Genomic DNA, 20,345 nt, shown 5'->3' on the forward strand with positions numbered 1-20,345 from the left:
AAAAAGAAGTAAGAAAATAAGCAGAAAAAAAAGCAAGAAGGGTATTGGTGATTTAGTAATATTCTGGACAATAGTTGTTTTAGTGGCAATTGGTTTTATAATGATATTTTCATCAAGTTCCTATTCAGCATATTTTGAATATAATGGCGATAGATATAAAATTGTTAAAAAGCAAATTTTATGGACAATTATAGGATTTGTTTCAATGTATATCACTATGAATTTTAATTATCATTATTATAAAAAATTAGCCAAACCAATATATATAAGTGTTTTTCTACTTTTGTTAGGTGTTATGGTAGGAGCAAAGCTAGGATTTACTAGCTTAGTTCCTAATATAAAAGGAGCTACAAGATGGATACATTTAGGACCACTATCAATACAACCTTCAGAGTTATCTAAATATGCTATTGTTATAGCATTAGCAACATTAATGGATAAGAGAAAAAGTAAAATAGTAGACTTTAAATCTGGAGTATTAGTCTATTTGGGTGTAGGAGCATTTATGGCAGGGTTAGTATTGTTACAAAATAGTTTAAGTGTTACCATAATAATAATGGCAGTGACACTTATAATGATTTATGTGGCAGGAGGAAAGTTTAGTCATGTATTTACTGTTGGTGTAATGGGAGTAATAGGAGCTATAGGTTTTATATTTAGTACATCATTTAGAAGAGCTAGATTTTTAAACTTTCTTGACCCTTGGCAAGATGCAACTGATGTTGGGTACCAACTTATACACTCTTTATATGCCATAGGATCAGGTGGATTTTTTGGTGTGGGGTTAGGTCAATCTAAGCAAAAAGCACTATATATTCCAGAACCATATAATGATTTTATTTTTTCAATTATAGTTGAGGAGACAGGATTTTTAGGTGGTATGCTGATAATAGCATTATTTATTGTATTAATTGCTGCTGGTATTAATGTAGCAATTAAAGCAAAAGATATGTATGGTAGACTTTTATCCACCGGGATAATATCAGTTGTGGCAATACAGCTTATAATAAATGTTGCAGTTGTAACTGGTAGTATGCCAGTTACAGGAATTCCAATGCCTTTCATAAGCTATGGAGGTACTTCTATGGTGTTTATTATGGCAGCAATGGGTATACTACTTAATATATCGAAAGTAAGTAAGAGTTTAGAAAAAAATGAATTGGCATAAAAAACTGTAGTAAGGCAAATAATATTGCCATACTGCAGTTTTTTTATATTGACAATAATATATTATATAAAATATACTAAAACGGTAGGAATACTAAGAAATGATGGAGGAGAATATGGAAAGTACGTTTTTAAGTGAATTTTTATTTATAACTGATATAAAAACCATAGCATTTATTGCGATTTTAGTGGCAATATTTATTTTAGTTAGGAAAATGGAGAAGAAGAAGATTAAATTCTCTACAAGGATGATTTCTGCTATGGGTATAGGTCTTGTGTTAGGATTTATTATTCAGTTAGTAGCGGGATTTCCAGAAAAGCCGTCTTCAGTAAGATGGATTGAGGAAGTTAGCAAATGGTATGGACTAGTTGGTAATGGATTTATGGATCTTTTAAAGATGCTAGTTGTACCTTTAATATTTGTATCTATAATAAGAGTTATTATAAACATGAAAGATGGTGTAAATTTAGGGAAGCTTACATCAAAATCATTATTAGTTTTATTAGGAACAACAACCCTTGCTACAATAGTAGGATTAGTTGTAGGAAATTTATTTAACTTAGGAGTGGGAGAAGTAGTAGCAACATCTAATACAGATATTAGAGAAATAACTTCTATAGTGGATACCATAAGAGGATTATTGCCTTCTAATCCAGTACAAGCAATGGCTGAAGGGAATATAGTTGCAGTTGTTATCTTTGCAGCATTTATAGGAACTTCTATGAAGAGATTAAATAAAAAATATAGTGATGTTATTAAACCAGCTTGGGATTTAGTTGAAGCATCTTATAAAATAATAACAAGTGTGGCAATGACAGTAATTAAATTTATGCCATATGCTGTAGTAGCTTTATTAGCAAATACAATAGCAGCTAGAGGTGTAAGTGCAATTTTAGGAGTAGTTGATTTCATTATTGCCTTATATGTAAGTGTGGCTATAATGTTTATAATTCATTTAATTATTATAGCTTTAAATGGATTAAATCCAATTAAATATGTAAAAAATGTTATGGAGCCTTTAATATTAGCTTTTACGTCAAGATCAAGTTTAGGTACTCTTCCAGTAACAATTGAAACTTTAACAGAAAAAGCAGGAGTTGATAATGGTGTTGCTAGCTTTGTAGGAAGTTTGGGATCGAATGCAGGAATGAATGGTTGTGCAGCAATATATCCAGCTCTAATGGCAATTACCGTAGCTAATATGTCAGGAACACCAATGGATTTTAGTTTCTATGGAATGTTATTAGTTATTATAGTAATAAGTTCTTTAGGAATAGCTGGACTTCCAGGAACAGCTACTATGGCAGTATCAGTAGTTATATCTGGTATGGGAATGGGATCATACTTCCCTCTATTAGGAGGAATAATAGCAATTGATCCTATATTAGATATGGGAAGAACAATGCTTAATGTAAATGGTACTATGGTTACAGCTGTAACTGTAGCAAATTCATTTGGTGATATAGATAAAGATAAATTTAATGAATAATTAGAATCAAAAGTCTTTGTAATTTATATTACAAGGGCTTTTACTATAGGAATGGTGATTTTAAATGATAATTTCAAGTAAAGGAAAATACGGATTAGTAGCTTTAATGGATATTTGTTTGTATTCAGGAAGTGAAGCTGTTACGCTAAAAAGTGTTTCGAAAAGGCAGAATATTTCTGAAAGGTATTTAGAACAAATTTTTTCTATACTTAGAAAAGGTGGTATAATAACATCTAAAAAAGGAGCACAAGGTGGATATTTTTTAGCTAGAACTGCAGCAGATATAACTGTAGGTGAAATTTTAAATATTTTAGAAGGAGATTTGAAAATAGTATCTCCCAGTGAAGAGAGAAATGATATAGAATGTTTTATGCAGAAGAATATTTGGAATAATATTAATAGGCAAATAGAGGAATACTTCAATTCAGTAACTTTAGAGGCGCTAGTAAAAGACTATATAGAAGGAAAAATTGCCATAATGTATTATATTTAAGCTTGCTATAAAAAATATAAAAAAATATTGACATATATGTTTAAATAATTTATCATTTAAGCATAAAGTTTTATGAAAATTAAATATCGAATCTTATCAAGAGTGGTGGAGGGACTGGCCCTGTGAAACCCAGCAACCTATTTTTAATTGAAAATTAAAAGTTTATGATTATGTATAAAAGTCTTAAGGGACTTTTTTACAATCGTATTTTATAGAAACTTAAGAGAATTTTTATAATTAAGTATCAATTGAATTTGTGGTGCTAATTCCTGCAGCTTTTAGCTGATAGATGAGAGAATGAATGAGTAATGTTTTTAACGTGCTGGATTTATTCTCCAGTACGTTTTTTTGTTTTACAGTAAGTAAAGTAGACGATAGGTGGGGATAACTATGATTAAATTAACGAGCGTAAAGAAGAATTTTGGTCATGTAGAGGTGTTAAAGGATATTTCAATTGAGATAAATGAAGGTGAAATTTATGGGCTTATAGGGCACAGTGGAGCTGGTAAATCAACCTTGCTTAGATGTATAAATGGTTTAGAGAGCTATGATGATGGCTCAGTAAATGTTATGGGCAAGGAAATTAAAAATTTAAATAAAAATGAATTAAGAGCCTTTAGAAAAGACTTAGGAATGATCTTTCAAAACTTTAATTTGCTAAATCGAAAGACTGTCTATAAAAATATAGCATTACCTTTAGAAGTATGGAACTATGATAAAGATAAGATTAAAGACAGAGTGTTGGAGCTACTAAAATTAGTTGATTTAGAAGATAAGGTAAATAGTAAACCAGGGCAATTAAGTGGTGGACAAAAGCAGAGAGTAGCTATAGCTAGAGCCCTTGCTTTAAATCCTAAAATTCTTTTATGTGATGAAGCTACATCAGCTTTAGACCCTAAAACAACAAAAGATATTTTAGCTTTATTAAACAAGATAAATAAAGAGTTAGGAATAACCATTGTAGTGGTTACTCATCAAATGGAAGTTGTAAAAGAGATATGTGAAAAGGTAGCGTTACTTGAAGATGGAATATTGGTTGCTAAAGGTGCTGTGGAAGAAGTATTCTTAAAACCAGGAATATCCATAAAGAAATTTTTAGGTGAAGAAGAAAATGATACATTACCAACAAGTGGAGTAAATATAAGAATTTTATTTCCAAGCAAATGTTCTGAAAGTGCAATTATAACTAGGATGGCAAGAGAACTAGAAATAGATTTTTCTATAGTTGGAGGAAAACTTGAAAAATTCAGGGAGGATGTATTAGGAAGTTTGGTAATTAATATTGATAAAAGTCAAAAAGATATGGTTTTATCATACTTAGAAGATAAAGATATTATTTTGGAGGTGCTAAAGTAATGGATGATATAATATTAAAAGCATTTAATGAAACAGTATTTATGACATTTTATTCAACAATATTCTCAGTGATTTTTGGTTTTATCTTAGCTGTAATATTGACAATTTCAGCAGAAGATGGTTTAAGGCCTAATAAGGTTGTCTATAAAATCCTTGATGTGATAATAAACATATTAAGAAGTTTTCCATTTATTATTTTGATGGTATTTATAATTCCGTTAACTAGAGCTATAGTGGGAACTTCCATTGGCAAAGAAGCAGCCATTGTTCCATTAACCTTTGCTGCAGCACCTTTTGTAGCAAGAATTATCGAATCATCACTTAGAGAAGTAGATAAAGGAGTTATTGAAGCAGCAAAATCTTTTGGAGCATCAGATTTTCAAATTATTTTTAAGGTTATGTTAAAAGAAGCAGTGCCTTCTATAGTGTCAGGACTTACTCTTACAATTATTAGCATTATAGGGTATTCAGCAATGGCAGGAACAGTTGGTGGGGGAGGACTTGGTTATTTAGCGGTTAGCTATGGTTATCAAAGATTCCAAAAAGATGTGATGATTATAACAGTAATAATATTGATAATAATAGTACAAGCGTTACAAATGCTAGGTAATTATTTATATAAAAAGTTAAACAAATAATTTAGGAGGAATTAATATGAAGAAAAAATCAATTTTATCACTAGCACTAGCAGGTGTTTTAACAATGGGGTTAATTGGGTGTGGCAGCAAAAATACAGCAGATGATAAGACTATAAAAATAGGAGTAACACCAGTACCGCATAGGGAAATTGTTGAGCATGTAATACCAGCATTAGAGGAAAAGGGATACACAGTAGAAATTGTGGAATTTTCAGATTATGTTCAACCAAATACATCATTAGAAGATGGTGCATTAGATGCTAACTATTTTCAAACTTTAGCTTATTTAGAAGAATTTAATAAAAAAAATGGTACTCATCTAGTAAGTGCATCAGAAATACATGTGGAGCCAATGGGCGCATATTCATATAAATATAAAAGTATTGATGATATAGAAGATGGTGCAACAGTAGCGATACCTAATGATCCAAGTAATGAGGCTAGAGCACTTAATGTATTAGTTTCAGCAGGACTTATAAAGGTTAAAGATGGAGAGCTTATTACGGTGGCAGATATAACTGAAAATCCAAAGAATTTACAATTTAAAGAATTAGAAGCAGCTCAGTTACCTAGAGCACTTGATGATATTGATATAGCAGTTATTAATGGAAACTATGCTTTAGATGCTGATTTAGATGTAACAAAGGATGCTTTATTTGTTGAAGATGAAAATTCACAAGAAATGAAAGCTAGAAGAAATGTATTAGCTATTAAAGAAGGAAATGAAAGTAGTGAAAAAATTAAAGATTTAATAGAAGTTTTAACTTCAGATGATGTTAGAACATTTATAGAAAAGCAATATAAAGGTGCAGTAGTACCAGTATTCTAAATAAGAAATTTTATATTTCCTCCTAAAGGGGCTAAAATTAAGGAGGATTAATAAGAAATCTGCTAATCATCAATGGAAAAAAGATGGTTTAGAAAAATAAAAAACAGTAATAAATATAAGCAATAAATATAGGGAAACGTATATGTAAACAGCATGCAAAGCATGCTGTTTTAATTTGTGTTTAAATATTTACATCAGTATATTTTCTTAGCTAAAATGACACAAGATTATATAAAATAAAATATAGTATAATGAGATTTTTTTGTATAAGGAGATAAAGTTATGTCATTATGGGGATTATATCCATTTGGTGGAGGAGCTGAAATAGGACACATAGGAGCATATGGCGAAAGGGAGAGTACTATTGCATTAGAAGCAGTATTAGAGGCTCAAAGGCATTTGGAGAGAAATGGGGAAAAAACTATAATTACAAGGGAAATGGATGAGTATATAAGTGCCAGTAAGAGAAAGGGTATAATAAAAGATAGTGAAATAGAAATATTAGTTATTTTTCGCATGAACAGTAGTGATGATATAAACATAAAAGGTGTAAAAGTAGCTTATGTAAATAGAACAGGTGATATGGAATATTTAGCACAACTTATAAAGTGTGAAATACAAAGTGAGTTAAATACAGCAGATTGTGGAGTAATAAATGAAAGTAATTTATATAAGGATATTAATTGCAATGCAGTAATTGTTTATGGTGAGTACATTAGCAATATTAAAGTTATGGAGAATTTTGATAGTAAAAAATATGGTTATATGGTGGCTAAAGCATGCTTAGCATATAAGGATAAGGTGCTTTTAAGCAGTGAAAGAATGGTTCCTAAAAAAATGCAGAAAAGAGCCTATAGAGTATGTGTAGGATATTATAAGGATTATGATTCAGCAATGGATAAAGTTTTACAACTTAATGAAGATGGTGTAAAAGATGCTTATGTAGTACCTTATGAAGGAAATTAAATAATAGAAAATTAATGAAGGAATTCCTGGAGGAATTCCTTTTAAATAGTATTCTTAAAGTTTTCAATTTCTTCTTCATGAAGAGTTTCATTTTCTAAAAGTAGAAGAGCTAGCTTATCAAGAGATGATTTATTATTATTTAATAAATCTATAGTCTCCTGATATAAATTATTTATAAGAAGTTTTGCTTCTTCCACAATTATATTACCATAGCCTGATGTAAGATTACCTAGGTTGGATATTTTTAATAGCCCTAAACTTTCACCCATACCATATTCAGCAATCATAGCAATGGCAATATCAGTTACTTGCCCTAAATCTCCTTGAGCACCAGTTGAAATCTGACTTTTATTAAAAATAAGTTCCTCAGAAGCTCTACCACCTAAAAGAACCATTATTTTTGATTTTAAATAATTAATTCGTTGATAGCTACTATCTTGAGGAATGGTGATTGTATAGCCACCAGCACCTTTAGTAGTAGGGATTATACTTATCTTTGAGATAGTTTCTTCAGGTAGTACAATTAACGATACTAGTGCATGACCTGCTTCATGATATGCTGTTAATAATAAATCTTCCTTCTTCAAATGTGAACGTTCTTTCTTGTTAGCTCCAGCTAGTACAAGGGAGAAAGCATCATTTATTTCATTGGAAGTAATGGAGCCTTTATTTCGTTTAGCAGCTAGAATGGCAGCTTCGTTTATTAAACTTTCTAGTTTGGCACCAGAAAAATAAGCTGTTTTCTTAGCTAGGCTTTCTATATTTATTGTTTCATGAGGTTTATTTTTTAGGTAAAGATTTAATATTTGTTCACGTGCTTTCAAATCAGGAAGTGATACCTCCACATGCCTATCAAAACGTCCAGGTCTTAATAAAGCAGAATCTAAAGTGTCTAACCTATTGGTAGCAGCTATTACAATTATTCCATCAGAATCATTAAAACCTGACATTTCAGTAAGTAGTGCATTTAAAGTCTGATCACGTTCATCATTACCTGTAGAAGAAGCATTTCCACCAGATCTTGTTTTGCCTATAGCATCGATTTCGTCGATAAAAATAACAGCTTTTCCATGAGATTTAGCTTTTTTAAATAGGCTTCTTATTCTACTGGCTCCTACACCAGCATAAACTTGTATAAAGTCTGAGCCGCTTAAAGCATAAAATGGTACACCAGCTTCACCAGCTACAGCTTTTGCTAAAAGCGTTTTCCCTGTACCAGGAAGGCCATAGAGAATAATTCCTTTAGGCATTTTTGCTCCATAAGAGCTATATTTTTCAGGTGTTTTTAAAAAGTCTACGATATCATTTAAACTTTCTTTAGCTTCAGCATTTCCTGCTACTTTACTAAAGTCATAGCTATTTAAATCTTTATTGCTAAAATCCTGTAGATTTAACTCACCAAAGGATGATTTTGACGTAAAGCCTTTGTTGACTTTAAGAAACACTATGGCAAAAATTGATATTATCAAAATAGTTGCTGGTATAGTTTTGCTAAGAGGAGCAACAGGTTCTTCTACAACATCTATATTATTAAGTAGTAAATTTTCTTTAAAATTTTCAGAATTAGGATTATCTGTTAGGTAAGTGTATCCATCTTTTAAAGTAACTAAAATCTTTGATGATGAATTAAAGGATACCTGTGAAATTTCCTCGTTATTTAAATCTTCAAGAAAATTAGAATAAGTTTTACTATTTTTAGTTTTGGGATATAAAGAGGAAAAGCCCAACACTATTAAAGAGAGTACAGCGGTGATTATTGGGATTAAAATTATCTTAAATTTATTATTTTTCAATGATAGTCCTCCTTTGTAAATAACCTTAAATTAATTTTATTATAGACTTAAGAAATAAAAAGTCTAATAAAAGACATATTATTTACCAATGAAATTACTGGAAAAGGTTTAGAGGTTAGAAGTTAGAAGTAACTTTAAAAATTTATTTAAATGAAGTATACTTTTTATATATGTTTCGGTAAGTGGAAAATTATAACTATATTCGGGGGATTGAAGGAATGAATATTACAAAAATAAAAGTGAATTTAACAGGAGAAGATTTATTAAGTATTTATAGTGAATTTGTATCTGTTGAAGGGCTTGAAGTAAAAAATATTGAAATAAGTGATGGAATAAATATTACAGGAAGGCTTAATAAAGGATTTAATATTGATTTTTTAGTAAATTTAAAATTTGAATCTTATGAAAATAACATAATAAAAATAGAGATAACAAAAATAAAAGTATTAAATATTGGAATTTTAAAATTTATTAAAAATATGGCTATAAAGTATCTTTTAAAATCTTTTAAGGAAAAGGGAATCACTTATAATAAAGGGAAAGTTGAAATAGAGTATAAGTATGTATTAAAAGATGTGTCATATGTGGATTTTGATATAGAAAATATTTTTTGCTATTTAGGATGTGTAAATGTGGAAGTAAGTAATGTACAAGTTTCTACAGCAGGATTGATTAAGAAAGATGTACAGCTTATAGATAGAAGTGTAAAAAATGATGTTTACCAAGAAGAAGAAATTAAAAAAGTAGAAGATTGCTATACTGTAGGAAGGGAAAAAGTTAAGGAAAAAATGCCTATAAAGATTAAGAAATATAGTGATTATATACTTATAATACCTGATATTATAGCATTGATTTATAGGCTTTTGAAGGATAAGAGAGTGCCTATTAAGACAAAGGTAATTATATCTTCAGTGATATGCTATATGGCAGTACCAAGTGATATAATACCGGATAAGATTCCTTTCATTGGAAAGATTGATGATATTGCTATGGCTTTTTTTGCCTTAAATAAGATAATTGAAGATGTTCCAGCAAAAGTAATCTTGGAAAATTGGGGTGGAAAAAATAATATAGTGATAGTATTAAAAACTGCTGCACAATATGTTACAGATTTTACTGGTGCGAAAAATGTAGAAACTATCTATGGTATAATAGATGAAATAGTTTCAATATAAAGATGATAATTAAGGGAGCAGATGTTGATGGCAAAAAAAGTATATGCAATAAAAGAAGGTTTTGATTCAACAAATAATAAAAAAGTAGAAAATATTGTAGTTAATACATGGGCTGAATGTTTAAAGTATGTTAAAGGTGTTAAAGGAGCAAAATATAAAAGTTTTGAAAGTATGGTAGATGCCAATGAATTCCTATATAATTCCAATGATGTATTAAAGAAAGAAGATAATAACTATCCTATGGACTGTTTGCATATATATGTGGATGGAAGTTATAATATAGCTACGAAGCAATACTCATATGGTCTTGTTGCCATGAAGAATAATATCATAGAATATATTGATGGAGGCATTGGAATTAATGATTCTAGTAGAAATATAAGGCAGATAGCAGGAGAATTAGATGCTACTGTTAGAGGTGTAGAGTATGCCAAGAAAAATCATGAGAAAAAAGTTGTTATTTTCCATGATTATATAGGCATATGCTATCATGCAACAGGGTTCTGGGAAAGGAAAGAAGAATCATCAAAAATATATTATGAAAAGATGCAAAACTTCATAAATAGCGGTATGGAAATCATATTTGTAAAGGTAGATAGTCATACTGGAGATTTATTTAATGAACTAGCAGATGAGATATGTAAGGAAAAGTTGGGAATAGCTTCTGATAAAATTGTAGAAAAATGGCTAAGTAGTAATGAAATTAAAGTGGTAAGTGAAGAAGTAAAAGAAAAGCTTTCTAAATTAATTACTAAATATAGTGAAAATATTATAGTGGTTGGTGATGAAAGAAAAGAAGAAGCTGAAGAAGAAAGTTTTGAAGTTCTAATGAAAGAATATGCTGAAAATAAAGATAGAATTATGAATGAAATATCTAAATTAAGTGAAGAAAAGAAAGAAGATTTTATTGAATATCTTCTTCAATATACATTAAAGAAATAGAAAAAATTACATTTTAACTTGCTGATTAGATCTTATTTATTTTACATATAATATTTATGGTGAAATAAGTGAGGTGTTAATAATGAAAATAGTTAAATCAATGATGTTGGGATTAGCCATTGGAACTGTTATGGGAATTGTGATGTTTCCAGAATTCGATAGAAAAACACAAAGAAACATAAAGAGAGCTAAGAAAAGAGCTAGATGTATGGCTAATGATACATATGACAATATTATGTGTTATATGAAGTGAGTTTTATAACTATATTTATTTTAATAAAAAACTGCTATAAAAATAGAGGGCATTGAAAAATTTAATGTTTTTCAGTGCCCTCAAAAAATGTAGCAGTTTTTTTTTATTAATATCGTATTTATATTAGAATAAGTAAAAAAAAATATATATTTGGATAAATTTATGATATAATTAATATATATAGGGAAAATTGGTATATATTTATATAAATTTACTGTAAAGGATGAATAATTACATGGAAATTCTATCATTAGGCGAAAAAATCAAAAGAATAAGAAAAGAATTAAATATGACATTGAAAGACTTAGCAGGTGATAGAATAACACCTGGGCAAATAAGTTTAGTTGAGTCTGGAAGATCTAATCCGTCAATGGATTTATTGGAGTACTTAGCTGGAGCTCTTAATACATCTGTGGAATATCTAATGGAGTCAGAGGAAACACAAGCTGAAAAAATAAGTATTTATTACGAACAGATTGCAGAATCATATATATTAAATGGTGGATATATAACAGCAGAAAAATATATAGAAAATGCTTTGTATTATGATGAAAAGTTTCATTTAGAATATAGAAAAGCTAAGAAATTATTCTTGAGAGCTAATATATGTATGAGTAAAAATGAATTAGTTCTAGCTCAACAATTTTACCTATCAGCTAATGTTATATTTATAAAGAATAATAATTATGAAGAGGTTATTAAGACATTCTTGAATTTAGGAAAGATAACATTGAAGCTAAAAGCATTCCATTCAGCAACTAGCTATTTACGTCAAGCTGAAAAAGTATATATTGATAATAATATAGGAAATGATTTTTTACTTGGAGAAATATATTATCAAATGGCAGATGCCTATTATAAGGTAGAAAATATTTCGCAATCAATAAATTATTCTTTCCTAGCTAAGCAGAAGTTCCAACAGATACATAATAGAGAAGAGTATGCAAAAGCATTATTATTATTATCAGAAGACTATAATAAGAAAGGCGATTTAGTTAATGCCATAAAATATTCTCAAAAGACACTGGAAGTTTACAAGGAATTACAGCAAGAAAAGAGTATATCAAATATAGAAAATAATTTAGGGAAGTTATTCTATGAATTTGATAATTTAGAAGAATCATTTAAACATTTTGAAATAGCTAAGGAAATAAGATTAAAGAGTAAAGATGGAAGCATTATTGAAACGCTTATTAATATTTGCGAAAATTATATTAAGCTTAAAAACTTAGACAAATGTGAAGAGGTTTTAGATGAAATACGTAGCTTAATGAATGAAAGTAGTATTCCTCAATTAGTTGAATATAATCTTTTATGGTATAGAATTTATATGATTAGAGAAATGTACAAGCAAGCAGAGAATATACTAATAGATACATTTAATCTAGCAAAAAACAATGGACTAGAGAAGAGAGCAGCACAAGTTGCTATAATTATTGGTAAATTATATATAGATCTAAAAAAAGATGGCGAAGCAGCTGAATATTTAAATCAAGGAGTTACAATATTTAAGGAGTTAGGTATTCTAAATAATTAAGTTATTTGGGGGTAAGAATGGAAATATTATCAACTGGAGAAAAAATAAAAAGAGCCAGAGTTTATAAAGGGATAACACTTAAGGAACTATGTAGTGATGAAATATCTATCTCTAAAATGAGCTGTATTGAAAATGGAAAAATAAAGGCAGATAGTGAAGTATTACAGTATATTTCTAAAAAAATTGATATAGATTATAACTATCTAGTTCAAGATGTTTATGAACAAATAGAAGAAAATCTTAATTTATTAAGAAATAATAAAGTACCACTTAATAAAATAGATGAATTTATAAATTATAATTTAGAGTATGCTATGGATTATTCATACTTAGACTTAGCATTTGAGTTAATTCATAGATTATTAAATTTTTATGTTGAAAATAATAAAATTGAAAATATACAGCTTCTTATTTCGCAATATTATGATTTATATCAAAAAAGTAGCAGTGATAAAAATACTTTGATTTATTATAATGATATGGCTTCATTTTTTATGAAGATGAAAGAGTATAATGAAGCAATTAATTATTTCTCAAAGATAAGGGAAGTAATTGAAGAAAATGGAATAAGAGATAAGAAGAGGTATGTATATACTTGTTTCAGAGAGGGGCTTTGCTACAAAGAAACTAATGAAATACAAGAGGGATATAATAAACTTATGAATGCCGTAAAATATATAGATTATATTGAAGATAATAAGGATAAAGGAAAAATATATCAAGAGTTTGCTAATTTAAATATATTGTTAAATAAAGTTGAGGCAGATAGATATATAAATCTTGCAAGAAGATATCAAGGTAATGATTTAGTTGAAGTTGCAAATTCAAAAGCAGAAAATGGAAAATATTACTTTGCCATAATGGATAATGTTAAGGCAATAAATGAAATAAAAGAATCCATAGATATTTTCCCAAAGGAAAATGAAAGAGAATATGTGAAATTTCTTATAAAATGTATTTGTACTTTATATTATAATAATGAACTTGATTTAGCTGTTTCTATTTGTGATACTGCTTTGAATTTATCTATATGCTTTAATGACTTACATCTTATTGAAAGAGCATATTATTTTAAAGGAATGCTTTTACAAAAAAATAATAAATATAGAGAAGCAGAAATGTATATGAATTTATCTACAGATTCTTTATTTAGATTTGCCAATAAAGAAGAGAGATATAAGAGATGTCTGGAAATGGCTGATTTATATTATAATTTAAATGAACCAAAAGAATGTATAAAATATTTTACTTTAGCTATGAATTTAGAAAAGAAGCTATAAAAGATAAGCAAAACTGCTTATCTTTTTATAAATAATTGTTATTTTATGTTTCGTAAAATTATTAGTTTTGCACCGTATCCATTTAATTCAGTAATTATATTTAAGACAGAATTTTTTTTGCTGTATTTAAATTCAATTTTAGGATAAGAAGCTTTATGGAGTATTTCTTTTTCTTCTTTGTTAAGTCTTTTAGGAGAGCCCATAGAAAGCCAATAGTTATAGGAAGAACCAGTGCTTTCATCGATGGTATAAGTGATTATCCTTGTTGAACTTTTTAAATTAGCTATATTTAAAGAGTATTTCTTTTTAAAGGATTTTTTTAATATACCATTTTTATAGATAGTTTCATATTTAGCTAAAGAGTCCATATCGTTATTATGACAATATAGAAGTATAGCACATAGGTCATCAGATTTAGTTACGATACAACCATCATCAATGGATACTATTTCATCAGCCAGCTTGCTTAAAAGATAAAAAGCATAATAAGATGGTTTACGTATCCCCATATCATTAACAATTCCAGAGGCTCCAATAAATACTTCGTTAGTGATGTTGGTAGCTTTTTCTAACACATCAAAATTTCTTAAAAATGAAAGGTTATCCTTTTTAAAGATAGTACTGTGTATTATATAAGGAAGCATGTAAGAAGTGTCATATATTTGATTTAAAGTGTTTTCAATGATAAAATCATTATCCAAAATTTTGAAATTAAATTCACTATTTAGAAAATCTAAAAGATTATTTTTAATTTCTTTGTTTATGGTAGAAGAAAATTGAAATTTTAAGTGTTCTATAGGTGAAAAATCTAATGCTGAAAAATATTCAATAAAGCTTTTTAAAACATTTCTATATTTTTCGGTGGTAAAGGTTAAATTATCAATAACTATTAATGGTTTTATGTCAATATCATAAAGAAATTCTAATACAGATTTAGCTCTATTCCAATTATAAAAGTCAGAATCTATGAAGACCCCCATATCGTTATGGAACATCTTTTCCAGTCTACCATAAGTAAAGTGTATTTCTTCTTGCACCTCTTCTAAAATATCTTTATTATCTTCAATTAACAGGTCGAAAGCTTCACCGAGATTTAAAATATCTTTGAAATTATTATCAAATATATTTAATGATTCATTCATGTTTATATGTATATTCCAAAGTTTATTTTCAAAATTAAACCTATCATAGTTTTCTAAATTATATGATAATAAATTAAGAGCATTATTTAAATCTAAGGAAGTAATATTTTTGGAATTATCAAAATCCTTTTCGTTTAAATAATATTTCTTTCTGTATTGAAGGGGGGTACAACCAAAATATAATTTAAAGTTTTTATTATAATAACGTACATGGGAAAAACCTATTTCTTCAGATATTTCAGTTATACTCATAGAAGTATCTAAAAGAAGTTTAATTGATTCCTCTATACGAGTAAGATTTATTAAATGAGTAAAACTGTGGCCAGTAGCATATTTAATTTCATGAGATAAATAATGTGGACTAAGAAATTCCTTTTTAGCTATTTCCTGTAAGGTTATATTATTGTTATAATTATTAAAGATATACTTAGAGATTCGATGATATCTATCTAGTTGTTCTGATTTTTCTTTAAGCTCCTCTTTATCGGTAGTAAGGTAGTGAAAATTATTTATTAAATGATAAAGCAAGTTGATTAGAATATCTTCTATTTGTTCGTCGAAATCATCTAGAGTCTGAACAAATTCACATAATATTTTGCAAAGAAGAGATTTAAGCTCATCATATTTTTCGCCACTTTGATCCTCTTCATCGTTAGAATTAGTATAAAAGAAAACATTTCTAATATCCTTATAATATTTTTCGAAGAAATCAGGATCGATTTGAAATATCAACACTTTATTATCACTTTCGCTGGAGAATGAATGACATTCATCAGGGTTAATTATTTCAACTTCATTTTCTTTTAAAATAAAACTATCTGTATCTATGGAAATATTGATAGTTCCCTCCAGTACATAAATGATCTCGGTGGAACTATGCCAGTGAGTGGGATAATTATGAATATTATAATACGAAATATTCACTGGTAGATTTAAAGGATAGTTTATATATTGCTTTCTCAAAATTTCACCTCTTTTATCTAAAATTATCTTTTTTACTATCTTAAGCTTATGGTAAATATTATATCAATTAATTTATTATAAAACAAAAATACTGGTAATAATATAAAAAGAAAAAAGATAAAAATATACTTTGACTTTCTTTGACTTTTATATTACTATAATAATATAGTAAGAAAAAATAAACGAGGTGAAATAAATGAACGTTGAAAAAATGACATTAAGAGTACAACAAGCATTAAATGACGCCAATTTAACAGCAGTAAAATATAGTCATCAACAAATTGATATAATTCACTTATTTTCTGCTTTATTAGAACAAGAAGATGGATTGGTACCTAATATTTTCACAAAGATGGGCATTAATATAAAAATGATGAAATTAGATGTTGCATCAGCTTTAGAAAGAATGCCAAAGGTATCAGGCAGTGGTTCTGAAGGTGCAGGACCATATATAACAAGGGATATTGATAGGGTGCTTATTGCAGCAGATGAAATAGCAAAAGAATTTAAAGATTCATATATAAGTGTAGAACATCTTATGCTTGCTATATTAGATGTAGATAAAAAAGGATCAACTAAAGAGATTTTAAATAAATATGGTGTTAATAAGAAGAGCTTTATGAAAGTACTTCAGGAAGTAAGAGGAAGCCAAAGAGTTGATACACAAGATCCAGAAGGAACATATGATGCTCTTGCTAAATACGGTACGAATCTTGTGGAGCTAGCTAAGAAGCATAAGCTTGATCCAGTTATAGGAAGAGATGATGAAATAAGAAGAACAGTAAGAATACTTTCTAGAAGAACTAAGAATAATCCAGTGCTTATTGGTGAGCCAGGTGTAGGTAAAACTGCTATTGTAGAAGGGCTTGCTGAAAGAATTGTTCGAGGAGATGTACCAGAAGGTCTAAAGGATAAGATTATCTTTTCATTAGATATGGGTTCATTGATTGCTGGAGCAAAGTATAGAGGTGAGTTTGAAGAAAGATTAAAAGCTGTATTGAAAGAAGTTCAAAATAGTGAAGGAAGAATTATTTTATTTATTGACGAGATCCATACTATTGTTGGTGCTGGTAAAACAGATGGGGCAATGGATGCTGGTAATTTAATTAAGCCACTTTTAGCTAGAGGAGAACTTCACTGTATAGGTGCAACAACCTTTGATGAATATAGACAATATATAGAAAAGGATAAGGCTCTAGAGAGAAGGTTCCAACCAGTAATTGTTGATGAACCATCAGTAGAAGATGCAATTTCTATTTTAAGAGGGTTAAAAGAAAGATTTGAAATTCATCATGGTGTTAGAATTCATGACTCAGCATTAGTTGCAGCAGCAAAATTATCAGATAGGTATATATCAGATAGATATTTACCAGATAAGGCTATAGATCTTATTGATGAAGCAGGTGCTATGATAAGAACAGAAATAGATTCTCTACCATCAGAGCTTGATGTTGTAAGAAGAAAGCTTATGCAACTTGAAATTGAAAAAGAAGCATTGACTAAGGAAAAGGATGAAGGTTCTAAAAAGAAGTTAGAAGCTCTTGAAAAGGAATATGCAGAGCTTAAGGGTAAAAATGATGAAATGACTGCCAAATTTGAAAGAGAAAAAGGTGCCATAGATAAACTTAAAGAGTTGAAGAGTAGGCTTGATGATGCTAGAGGAAACTTAGAGCAAGCTCAAAGAAATTATGACTATAATAAGGCAGCTGAAATACAATATAGTGAAATTCCATCATTAGAAGAAGCTATTAAGCAGATGGAAGTAGAGGTAAAGGAGAATTATGAAGGTGCACTTCTTAAGGAAGAAGTAACTGAGGAAGAAGTTTCTCAAATACTTTCAAAATGGACAGGAATTCCAGTATCTAATCTTCTAGAAGGTGAAAGAGAAAAATTATTAAGACTAGAAGATGAAATGGAAAAGAGGGTTATTGGTCAAAGTGAAGCAGTTACCGCAGTTACATCAGCTATTTTAAGAGCTAGAGCAGGATTAAAGGACATAAATAGACCAATAGGATCATTCATCTTTTTAGGTCCAACAGGTGTAGGTAAAACAGAACTTGCTAAAACACTTGCTAGAAATCTTTTTGATTCAGAGGAAAATATCATCAGAATTGATATGTCTGAATATATGGAAAAGCATACAGTATCTAGATTAGTTGGAGCTCCTCCAGGATATGTTGGCTATGAAGAAGGTGGGCAGCTTACTGAGGCAGTTAGAAGAAAACCATATAGTGTAATTCTTTTTGATGAAATTGAAAAGGCCCATGAAGATGTCTTTAATATCTTCCTACAAATATTAGATGATGGAAGACTTACTGATAATAAAGGTAAGACTGTAGATTTTAAAAATACAATAATTATTATGACATCTAATATAGGAAGTAACTATTTGCTTGAAAATACTTCTGAAGAAAGTATAGATCCTAGCATAAGAGCTTCCGTTATGGATGAATTAAAGATGAGATTTAAGCCGGAATTCTTAAATAGGGTTGACGATATAATTATGTTTAAACCATTATCTGAATCAGGTATCACAAAGATTATTGATATATTTGTTGGTGAAGTTGCCAATAGATTAAAAGATAGAAATATAACTTTAGAAATTACACCAGCAGCTAAGCATATCTTGGCTGTTGAAGGTTACGATCCAGTTTATGGAGCAAGGCCACTTAAGAGATTTATTCAAAATACTCTAGAAAATAACCTTGCTAGAAAGATAATCTCTGGAGATGTACATTATGGTTCACATGTAATTGTTGATGGCCATGATGATGAAATAGTAATAAAAAGTGAATAATAAATATCAAGGATATGGAATAAGTCATATCCTTGTTTTTGTAATTAATATGATTTAATTTTATTTGACAAACTTTTTTTTGTTGATAAAGCTAATATAATAAGTCCAGTGGCAATAATTATAGCTGAAATAAAGAAAGGTAATTTATTTCCAAGTTCAAATATAAATCCTGCAGAAAGTGAACCAGCAACCATACCTATAGCTTTACAAGAATTAAGAATACCCATCAATGAGCCATAGTTTCCATTAGATAGTTTGGTTATTAAAGTTTGTTGAAGAGGAATATGCATACTTGCTAATGAAGCAAAAAGTATTGCTGCACAAAAGAATATTGTTAAATTATTGCAATAAACCATAAGTAATAATGTTAAGCTTAAAAGTAAAGTAATTATTTTAAAAACATTAATTTCTTTAAAGTATTTTGTAAGTAGTGGTGTGAAAAATAAGTTCACTGTAAATCCAACTATACCAGCTATAGCTAAGAAAGCACCTATAAATGTTGATGATAAATTTAATACATCTTCTATATAATAATTTATTGTCGAATTATAACTTGTGGAAGCAAAGAAAAATAATATTATTACGATAAAAACTGACATTAAGTTTTTATTAGTAAAAGTTGAATTAGTATTAGATTTATTTTTCTTAAAGTATATTTTTTCACTTGAAGGTGTTATAGTTTCACTCAATAAAAAGTATACAGATATAGCTAATATCATACAGAAAATAAATTGTACAATAAATGTAATTTTATAGTTATTACGTCCAATAGTACCACCCAAAAGAGAACCAAGAGCAGAACCAATTGTACTAGTTGCTGAATAGTAAGTTATATACTTAACTCTTGTTTCTTTAGTGGTTATATCAGTAATATAAGCCATAGAAGTAGTTAGATAGCTTACTACAAAAAAACCACCTGTAAATCTAAAAAGAAGAATTATTAACGGGTTAGTTACATATCCAAATCCCAATTGACTAAAACCATATCCTAAAGCACCTAATATTAAAAATTTAATTCTTCCCTTATTATCGGATAATGTTCCCCATAGTGGAGAACCAATAAAGTTTCCAATAGCCATTACTGCAAATAAAATACCAAACATAAAAGATGGTAAACTTAATGATTTCATAAGCATAGGTGTTACTGGATGTGCCATGCTGAAAGTTAATGAACTAAATAGGGTAAGTAATAATATAAATATTAAAGATTTGTTTTTCATTTTTTCCTCCTGTGTAATGAATATATTTTATGGAGATATATTACCATAATGGAGAGGCAATTGAAAATGCTAATTAGTTAAGTCGCCTTCGGCTAGTTAAAAAATTAAGAATGAAAAATGAAGAATTGAGGATGAAACTCCTAAGGGAATTCCTTTTTAGAATTATGAATTATGAATTATGAATGATGAATTAAGGATGAGATTCCTTAGGGAATTTCTAAAATGTATATTTAAAAGAATTTCGTAGAAATTCTATCCTTAATTTTTTCATATGCTTACATTTGAAAATTTAACTAGCTTATGA

At 28.7% G+C, this 20,345-nt stretch carries 16 protein-coding genes and 1 riboswitch; of the genes, 13 read left to right on the forward strand and 3 right to left on the reverse strand.

Features of this window, described 5'->3' with window-relative positions; genetic code table 11:
• The first annotated feature begins 16 nt into the window (after positions 1-16).
• From ftsW to BHW04_RS02000, 7 genes are all read left to right on the forward strand, one after another.
• Entirely contained in the window at positions 17-1,168 is a 1,152-nt protein-coding gene (ftsW, locus tag BHW04_RS01970; protein WP_186835244.1) for a putative lipid II flippase FtsW, read from the forward strand.
• 115 nt (positions 1,169-1,283) lie between these two features.
• Positions 1,284-2,657 carry a cation:dicarboxylate symporter family transporter gene (locus BHW04_RS01975; RefSeq protein ID WP_022212967.1) on the forward strand — a complete coding sequence of 458 codons (1,374 nt, stop codon included), beginning with the start codon at positions 1,284-1,286 and terminating at the stop codon, positions 2,655-2,657.
• A gap of 64 nt (positions 2,658-2,721) precedes the next feature.
• The gene (locus tag BHW04_RS01980; RefSeq protein WP_302698682.1) at positions 2,722-3,150 is read left to right on the forward strand and encodes an RrF2 family transcriptional regulator; all 429 of its coding nucleotides are present in this window, start codon (positions 2,722-2,724) and stop codon (positions 3,148-3,150) included.
• A 90-nt stretch (positions 3,151-3,240) separates the two neighbouring features.
• A riboswitch (SAM riboswitch) is annotated at positions 3,241-3,446 on the forward strand.
• A 94-nt stretch (positions 3,447-3,540) separates the two neighbouring features.
• The gene (locus BHW04_RS01985) at positions 3,541-4,506 is read left to right on the forward strand and encodes a methionine ABC transporter ATP-binding protein (protein WP_022212965.1); all 966 of its coding nucleotides are present in this window, start codon (positions 3,541-3,543) and stop codon (positions 4,504-4,506) included.
• Complete coding sequence (locus BHW04_RS01990) at positions 4,506-5,144, forward strand: methionine ABC transporter permease (RefSeq protein ID WP_302632094.1); 639 nt, start codon at positions 4,506-4,508, stop codon at positions 5,142-5,144. The genes BHW04_RS01985 and BHW04_RS01990 overlap by 1 nt, the downstream gene beginning before the upstream one ends.
• A 16-nt stretch (positions 5,145-5,160) precedes the next feature.
• Entirely contained in the window at positions 5,161-5,973 is an 813-nt protein-coding gene (locus tag BHW04_RS01995) for a MetQ/NlpA family ABC transporter substrate-binding protein (RefSeq protein ID WP_186835232.1), read from the forward strand.
• Positions 5,974-6,255: 282 nt separating this feature from the next.
• A complete protein-coding gene (locus tag BHW04_RS02000; protein ID WP_186835231.1) occupies positions 6,256-6,939 on the forward strand; it encodes an N-acetylmuramoyl-L-alanine amidase family protein in 684 nt (227 codons plus the stop codon).
• A 41-nt stretch (positions 6,940-6,980) separates the two neighbouring features.
• Here the strand turns inward: BHW04_RS02000 and BHW04_RS02005 are convergent, their stop codons facing one another.
• A complete protein-coding gene (locus BHW04_RS02005; RefSeq protein WP_302698685.1) occupies positions 6,981-8,732 on the reverse strand; it encodes an ATP-dependent metallopeptidase FtsH/Yme1/Tma family protein in 1,752 nt (583 codons plus the stop codon).
• 218 nt (positions 8,733-8,950) lie between these two features.
• On the opposite strand from BHW04_RS02005, the gene BHW04_RS02010 reads away from it, so the two are divergent.
• From BHW04_RS02010 to BHW04_RS02030, 5 genes are all read left to right on the forward strand, one after another.
• Positions 8,951-9,907: a YkvA family protein gene (locus BHW04_RS02010; protein ID WP_022212960.1), complete on the forward strand. Its 957-nt coding sequence runs from the start codon at positions 8,951-8,953 to the stop codon at positions 9,905-9,907.
• A 27-nt stretch (positions 9,908-9,934) separates the two neighbouring features.
• A complete protein-coding gene (locus tag BHW04_RS02015; RefSeq protein WP_302698687.1) occupies positions 9,935-10,849 on the forward strand; it encodes a ribonuclease H family protein in 915 nt (304 codons plus the stop codon).
• A gap of 82 nt (positions 10,850-10,931) precedes the next feature.
• On the forward strand, positions 10,932-11,102 hold the full coding sequence (locus BHW04_RS02020) for a hypothetical protein (RefSeq protein WP_022212958.1): 171 nt from the start codon (positions 10,932-10,934) through the stop codon (positions 11,100-11,102).
• Between the two features lie 235 nt (positions 11,103-11,337).
• Complete coding sequence (locus BHW04_RS02025; RefSeq protein ID WP_022212957.1) at positions 11,338-12,639, forward strand: helix-turn-helix domain-containing protein; 1,302 nt, start codon at positions 11,338-11,340, stop codon at positions 12,637-12,639.
• A 17-nt stretch (positions 12,640-12,656) separates the two neighbouring features.
• Positions 12,657-13,919 carry a helix-turn-helix domain-containing protein gene (locus BHW04_RS02030; RefSeq protein WP_302698689.1) on the forward strand — a complete coding sequence of 421 codons (1,263 nt, stop codon included), beginning with the start codon at positions 12,657-12,659 and terminating at the stop codon, positions 13,917-13,919.
• 38 nt (positions 13,920-13,957) lie between these two features.
• Here BHW04_RS02030 and BHW04_RS02035 read toward each other — a convergent pair whose 3' ends face one another.
• Positions 13,958-16,024, reverse strand: coding sequence for a helix-turn-helix domain-containing protein (locus tag BHW04_RS02035; protein WP_302698690.1), 2,067 nt, complete (start codon positions 16,022-16,024; stop codon positions 13,958-13,960).
• A gap of 196 nt (positions 16,025-16,220) precedes the next feature.
• Here BHW04_RS02035 and clpB point away from each other — a divergent pair, with 196 nt between their 5' ends.
• Positions 16,221-18,821 (forward strand): ATP-dependent chaperone ClpB, encoded by a 2,601-nt coding sequence (clpB, locus tag BHW04_RS02040; protein WP_186835225.1) that lies wholly within the window; start codon positions 16,221-16,223, stop codon positions 18,819-18,821.
• Positions 18,822-18,865: 44 nt separating this feature from the next.
• Here the strand turns inward: clpB and BHW04_RS02045 are convergent, their stop codons facing one another.
• Positions 18,866-20,041 (reverse strand): MFS transporter, encoded by a 1,176-nt coding sequence (locus BHW04_RS02045; RefSeq protein WP_302698692.1) that lies wholly within the window; start codon positions 20,039-20,041, stop codon positions 18,866-18,868.
• Positions 20,042-20,345: the final 304 nt, after the last annotated feature.

This window comes from Clostridium sp. 29_15, assembly GCF_001916075.1.
Classification (GTDB): Bacteria; Bacillota; Clostridia; order Clostridiales; family Clostridiaceae; genus Clostridium; species Clostridium lentum.

Excerpts from the sequence above, each read along its gene's own strand:
- BHW04_RS01975 (WP_022212967.1), top strand. The coding sequence starts at position 1,284 with ATGGAAAGTACGTTTTTAAGTGAATTTTTATTTATAACTGATATAAAA.
- BHW04_RS01980 (WP_302698682.1), top strand. The coding sequence starts at position 2,722 with ATGATAATTTCAAGTAAAGGAAAATACGGATTAGTAGCTTTAATGGAT.
- BHW04_RS01985 (WP_022212965.1), top strand. The coding sequence starts at position 3,541 with ATGATTAAATTAACGAGCGTAAAGAAGAATTTTGGTCATGTAGAGGTG.
- BHW04_RS01990 (WP_302632094.1), top strand. The coding sequence starts at position 4,506 with ATGGATGATATAATATTAAAAGCATTTAATGAAACAGTATTTATGACA.
- BHW04_RS01995 (WP_186835232.1), top strand. The coding sequence starts at position 5,161 with ATGAAGAAAAAATCAATTTTATCACTAGCACTAGCAGGTGTTTTAACA.
- BHW04_RS02000 (WP_186835231.1), top strand. The coding sequence starts at position 6,256 with ATGTCATTATGGGGATTATATCCATTTGGTGGAGGAGCTGAAATAGGA.
- BHW04_RS02010 (WP_022212960.1), top strand. The coding sequence starts at position 8,951 with ATGAATATTACAAAAATAAAAGTGAATTTAACAGGAGAAGATTTATTA.
- BHW04_RS02015 (WP_302698687.1), top strand. The coding sequence starts at position 9,935 with ATGGCAAAAAAAGTATATGCAATAAAAGAAGGTTTTGATTCAACAAAT.
- BHW04_RS02020 (WP_022212958.1), top strand. The coding sequence starts at position 10,932 with ATGAAAATAGTTAAATCAATGATGTTGGGATTAGCCATTGGAACTGTT.
- BHW04_RS02025 (WP_022212957.1), top strand. The coding sequence starts at position 11,338 with ATGGAAATTCTATCATTAGGCGAAAAAATCAAAAGAATAAGAAAAGAA.
- BHW04_RS02030 (WP_302698689.1), top strand. The coding sequence starts at position 12,657 with ATGGAAATATTATCAACTGGAGAAAAAATAAAAAGAGCCAGAGTTTAT.
- clpB (WP_186835225.1), top strand. The coding sequence starts at position 16,221 with ATGAACGTTGAAAAAATGACATTAAGAGTACAACAAGCATTAAATGAC.
- BHW04_RS02045 (WP_302698692.1), bottom strand. The coding sequence starts at position 20,041 with ATGAAAAACAAATCTTTAATATTTATATTATTACTTACCCTATTTAGT.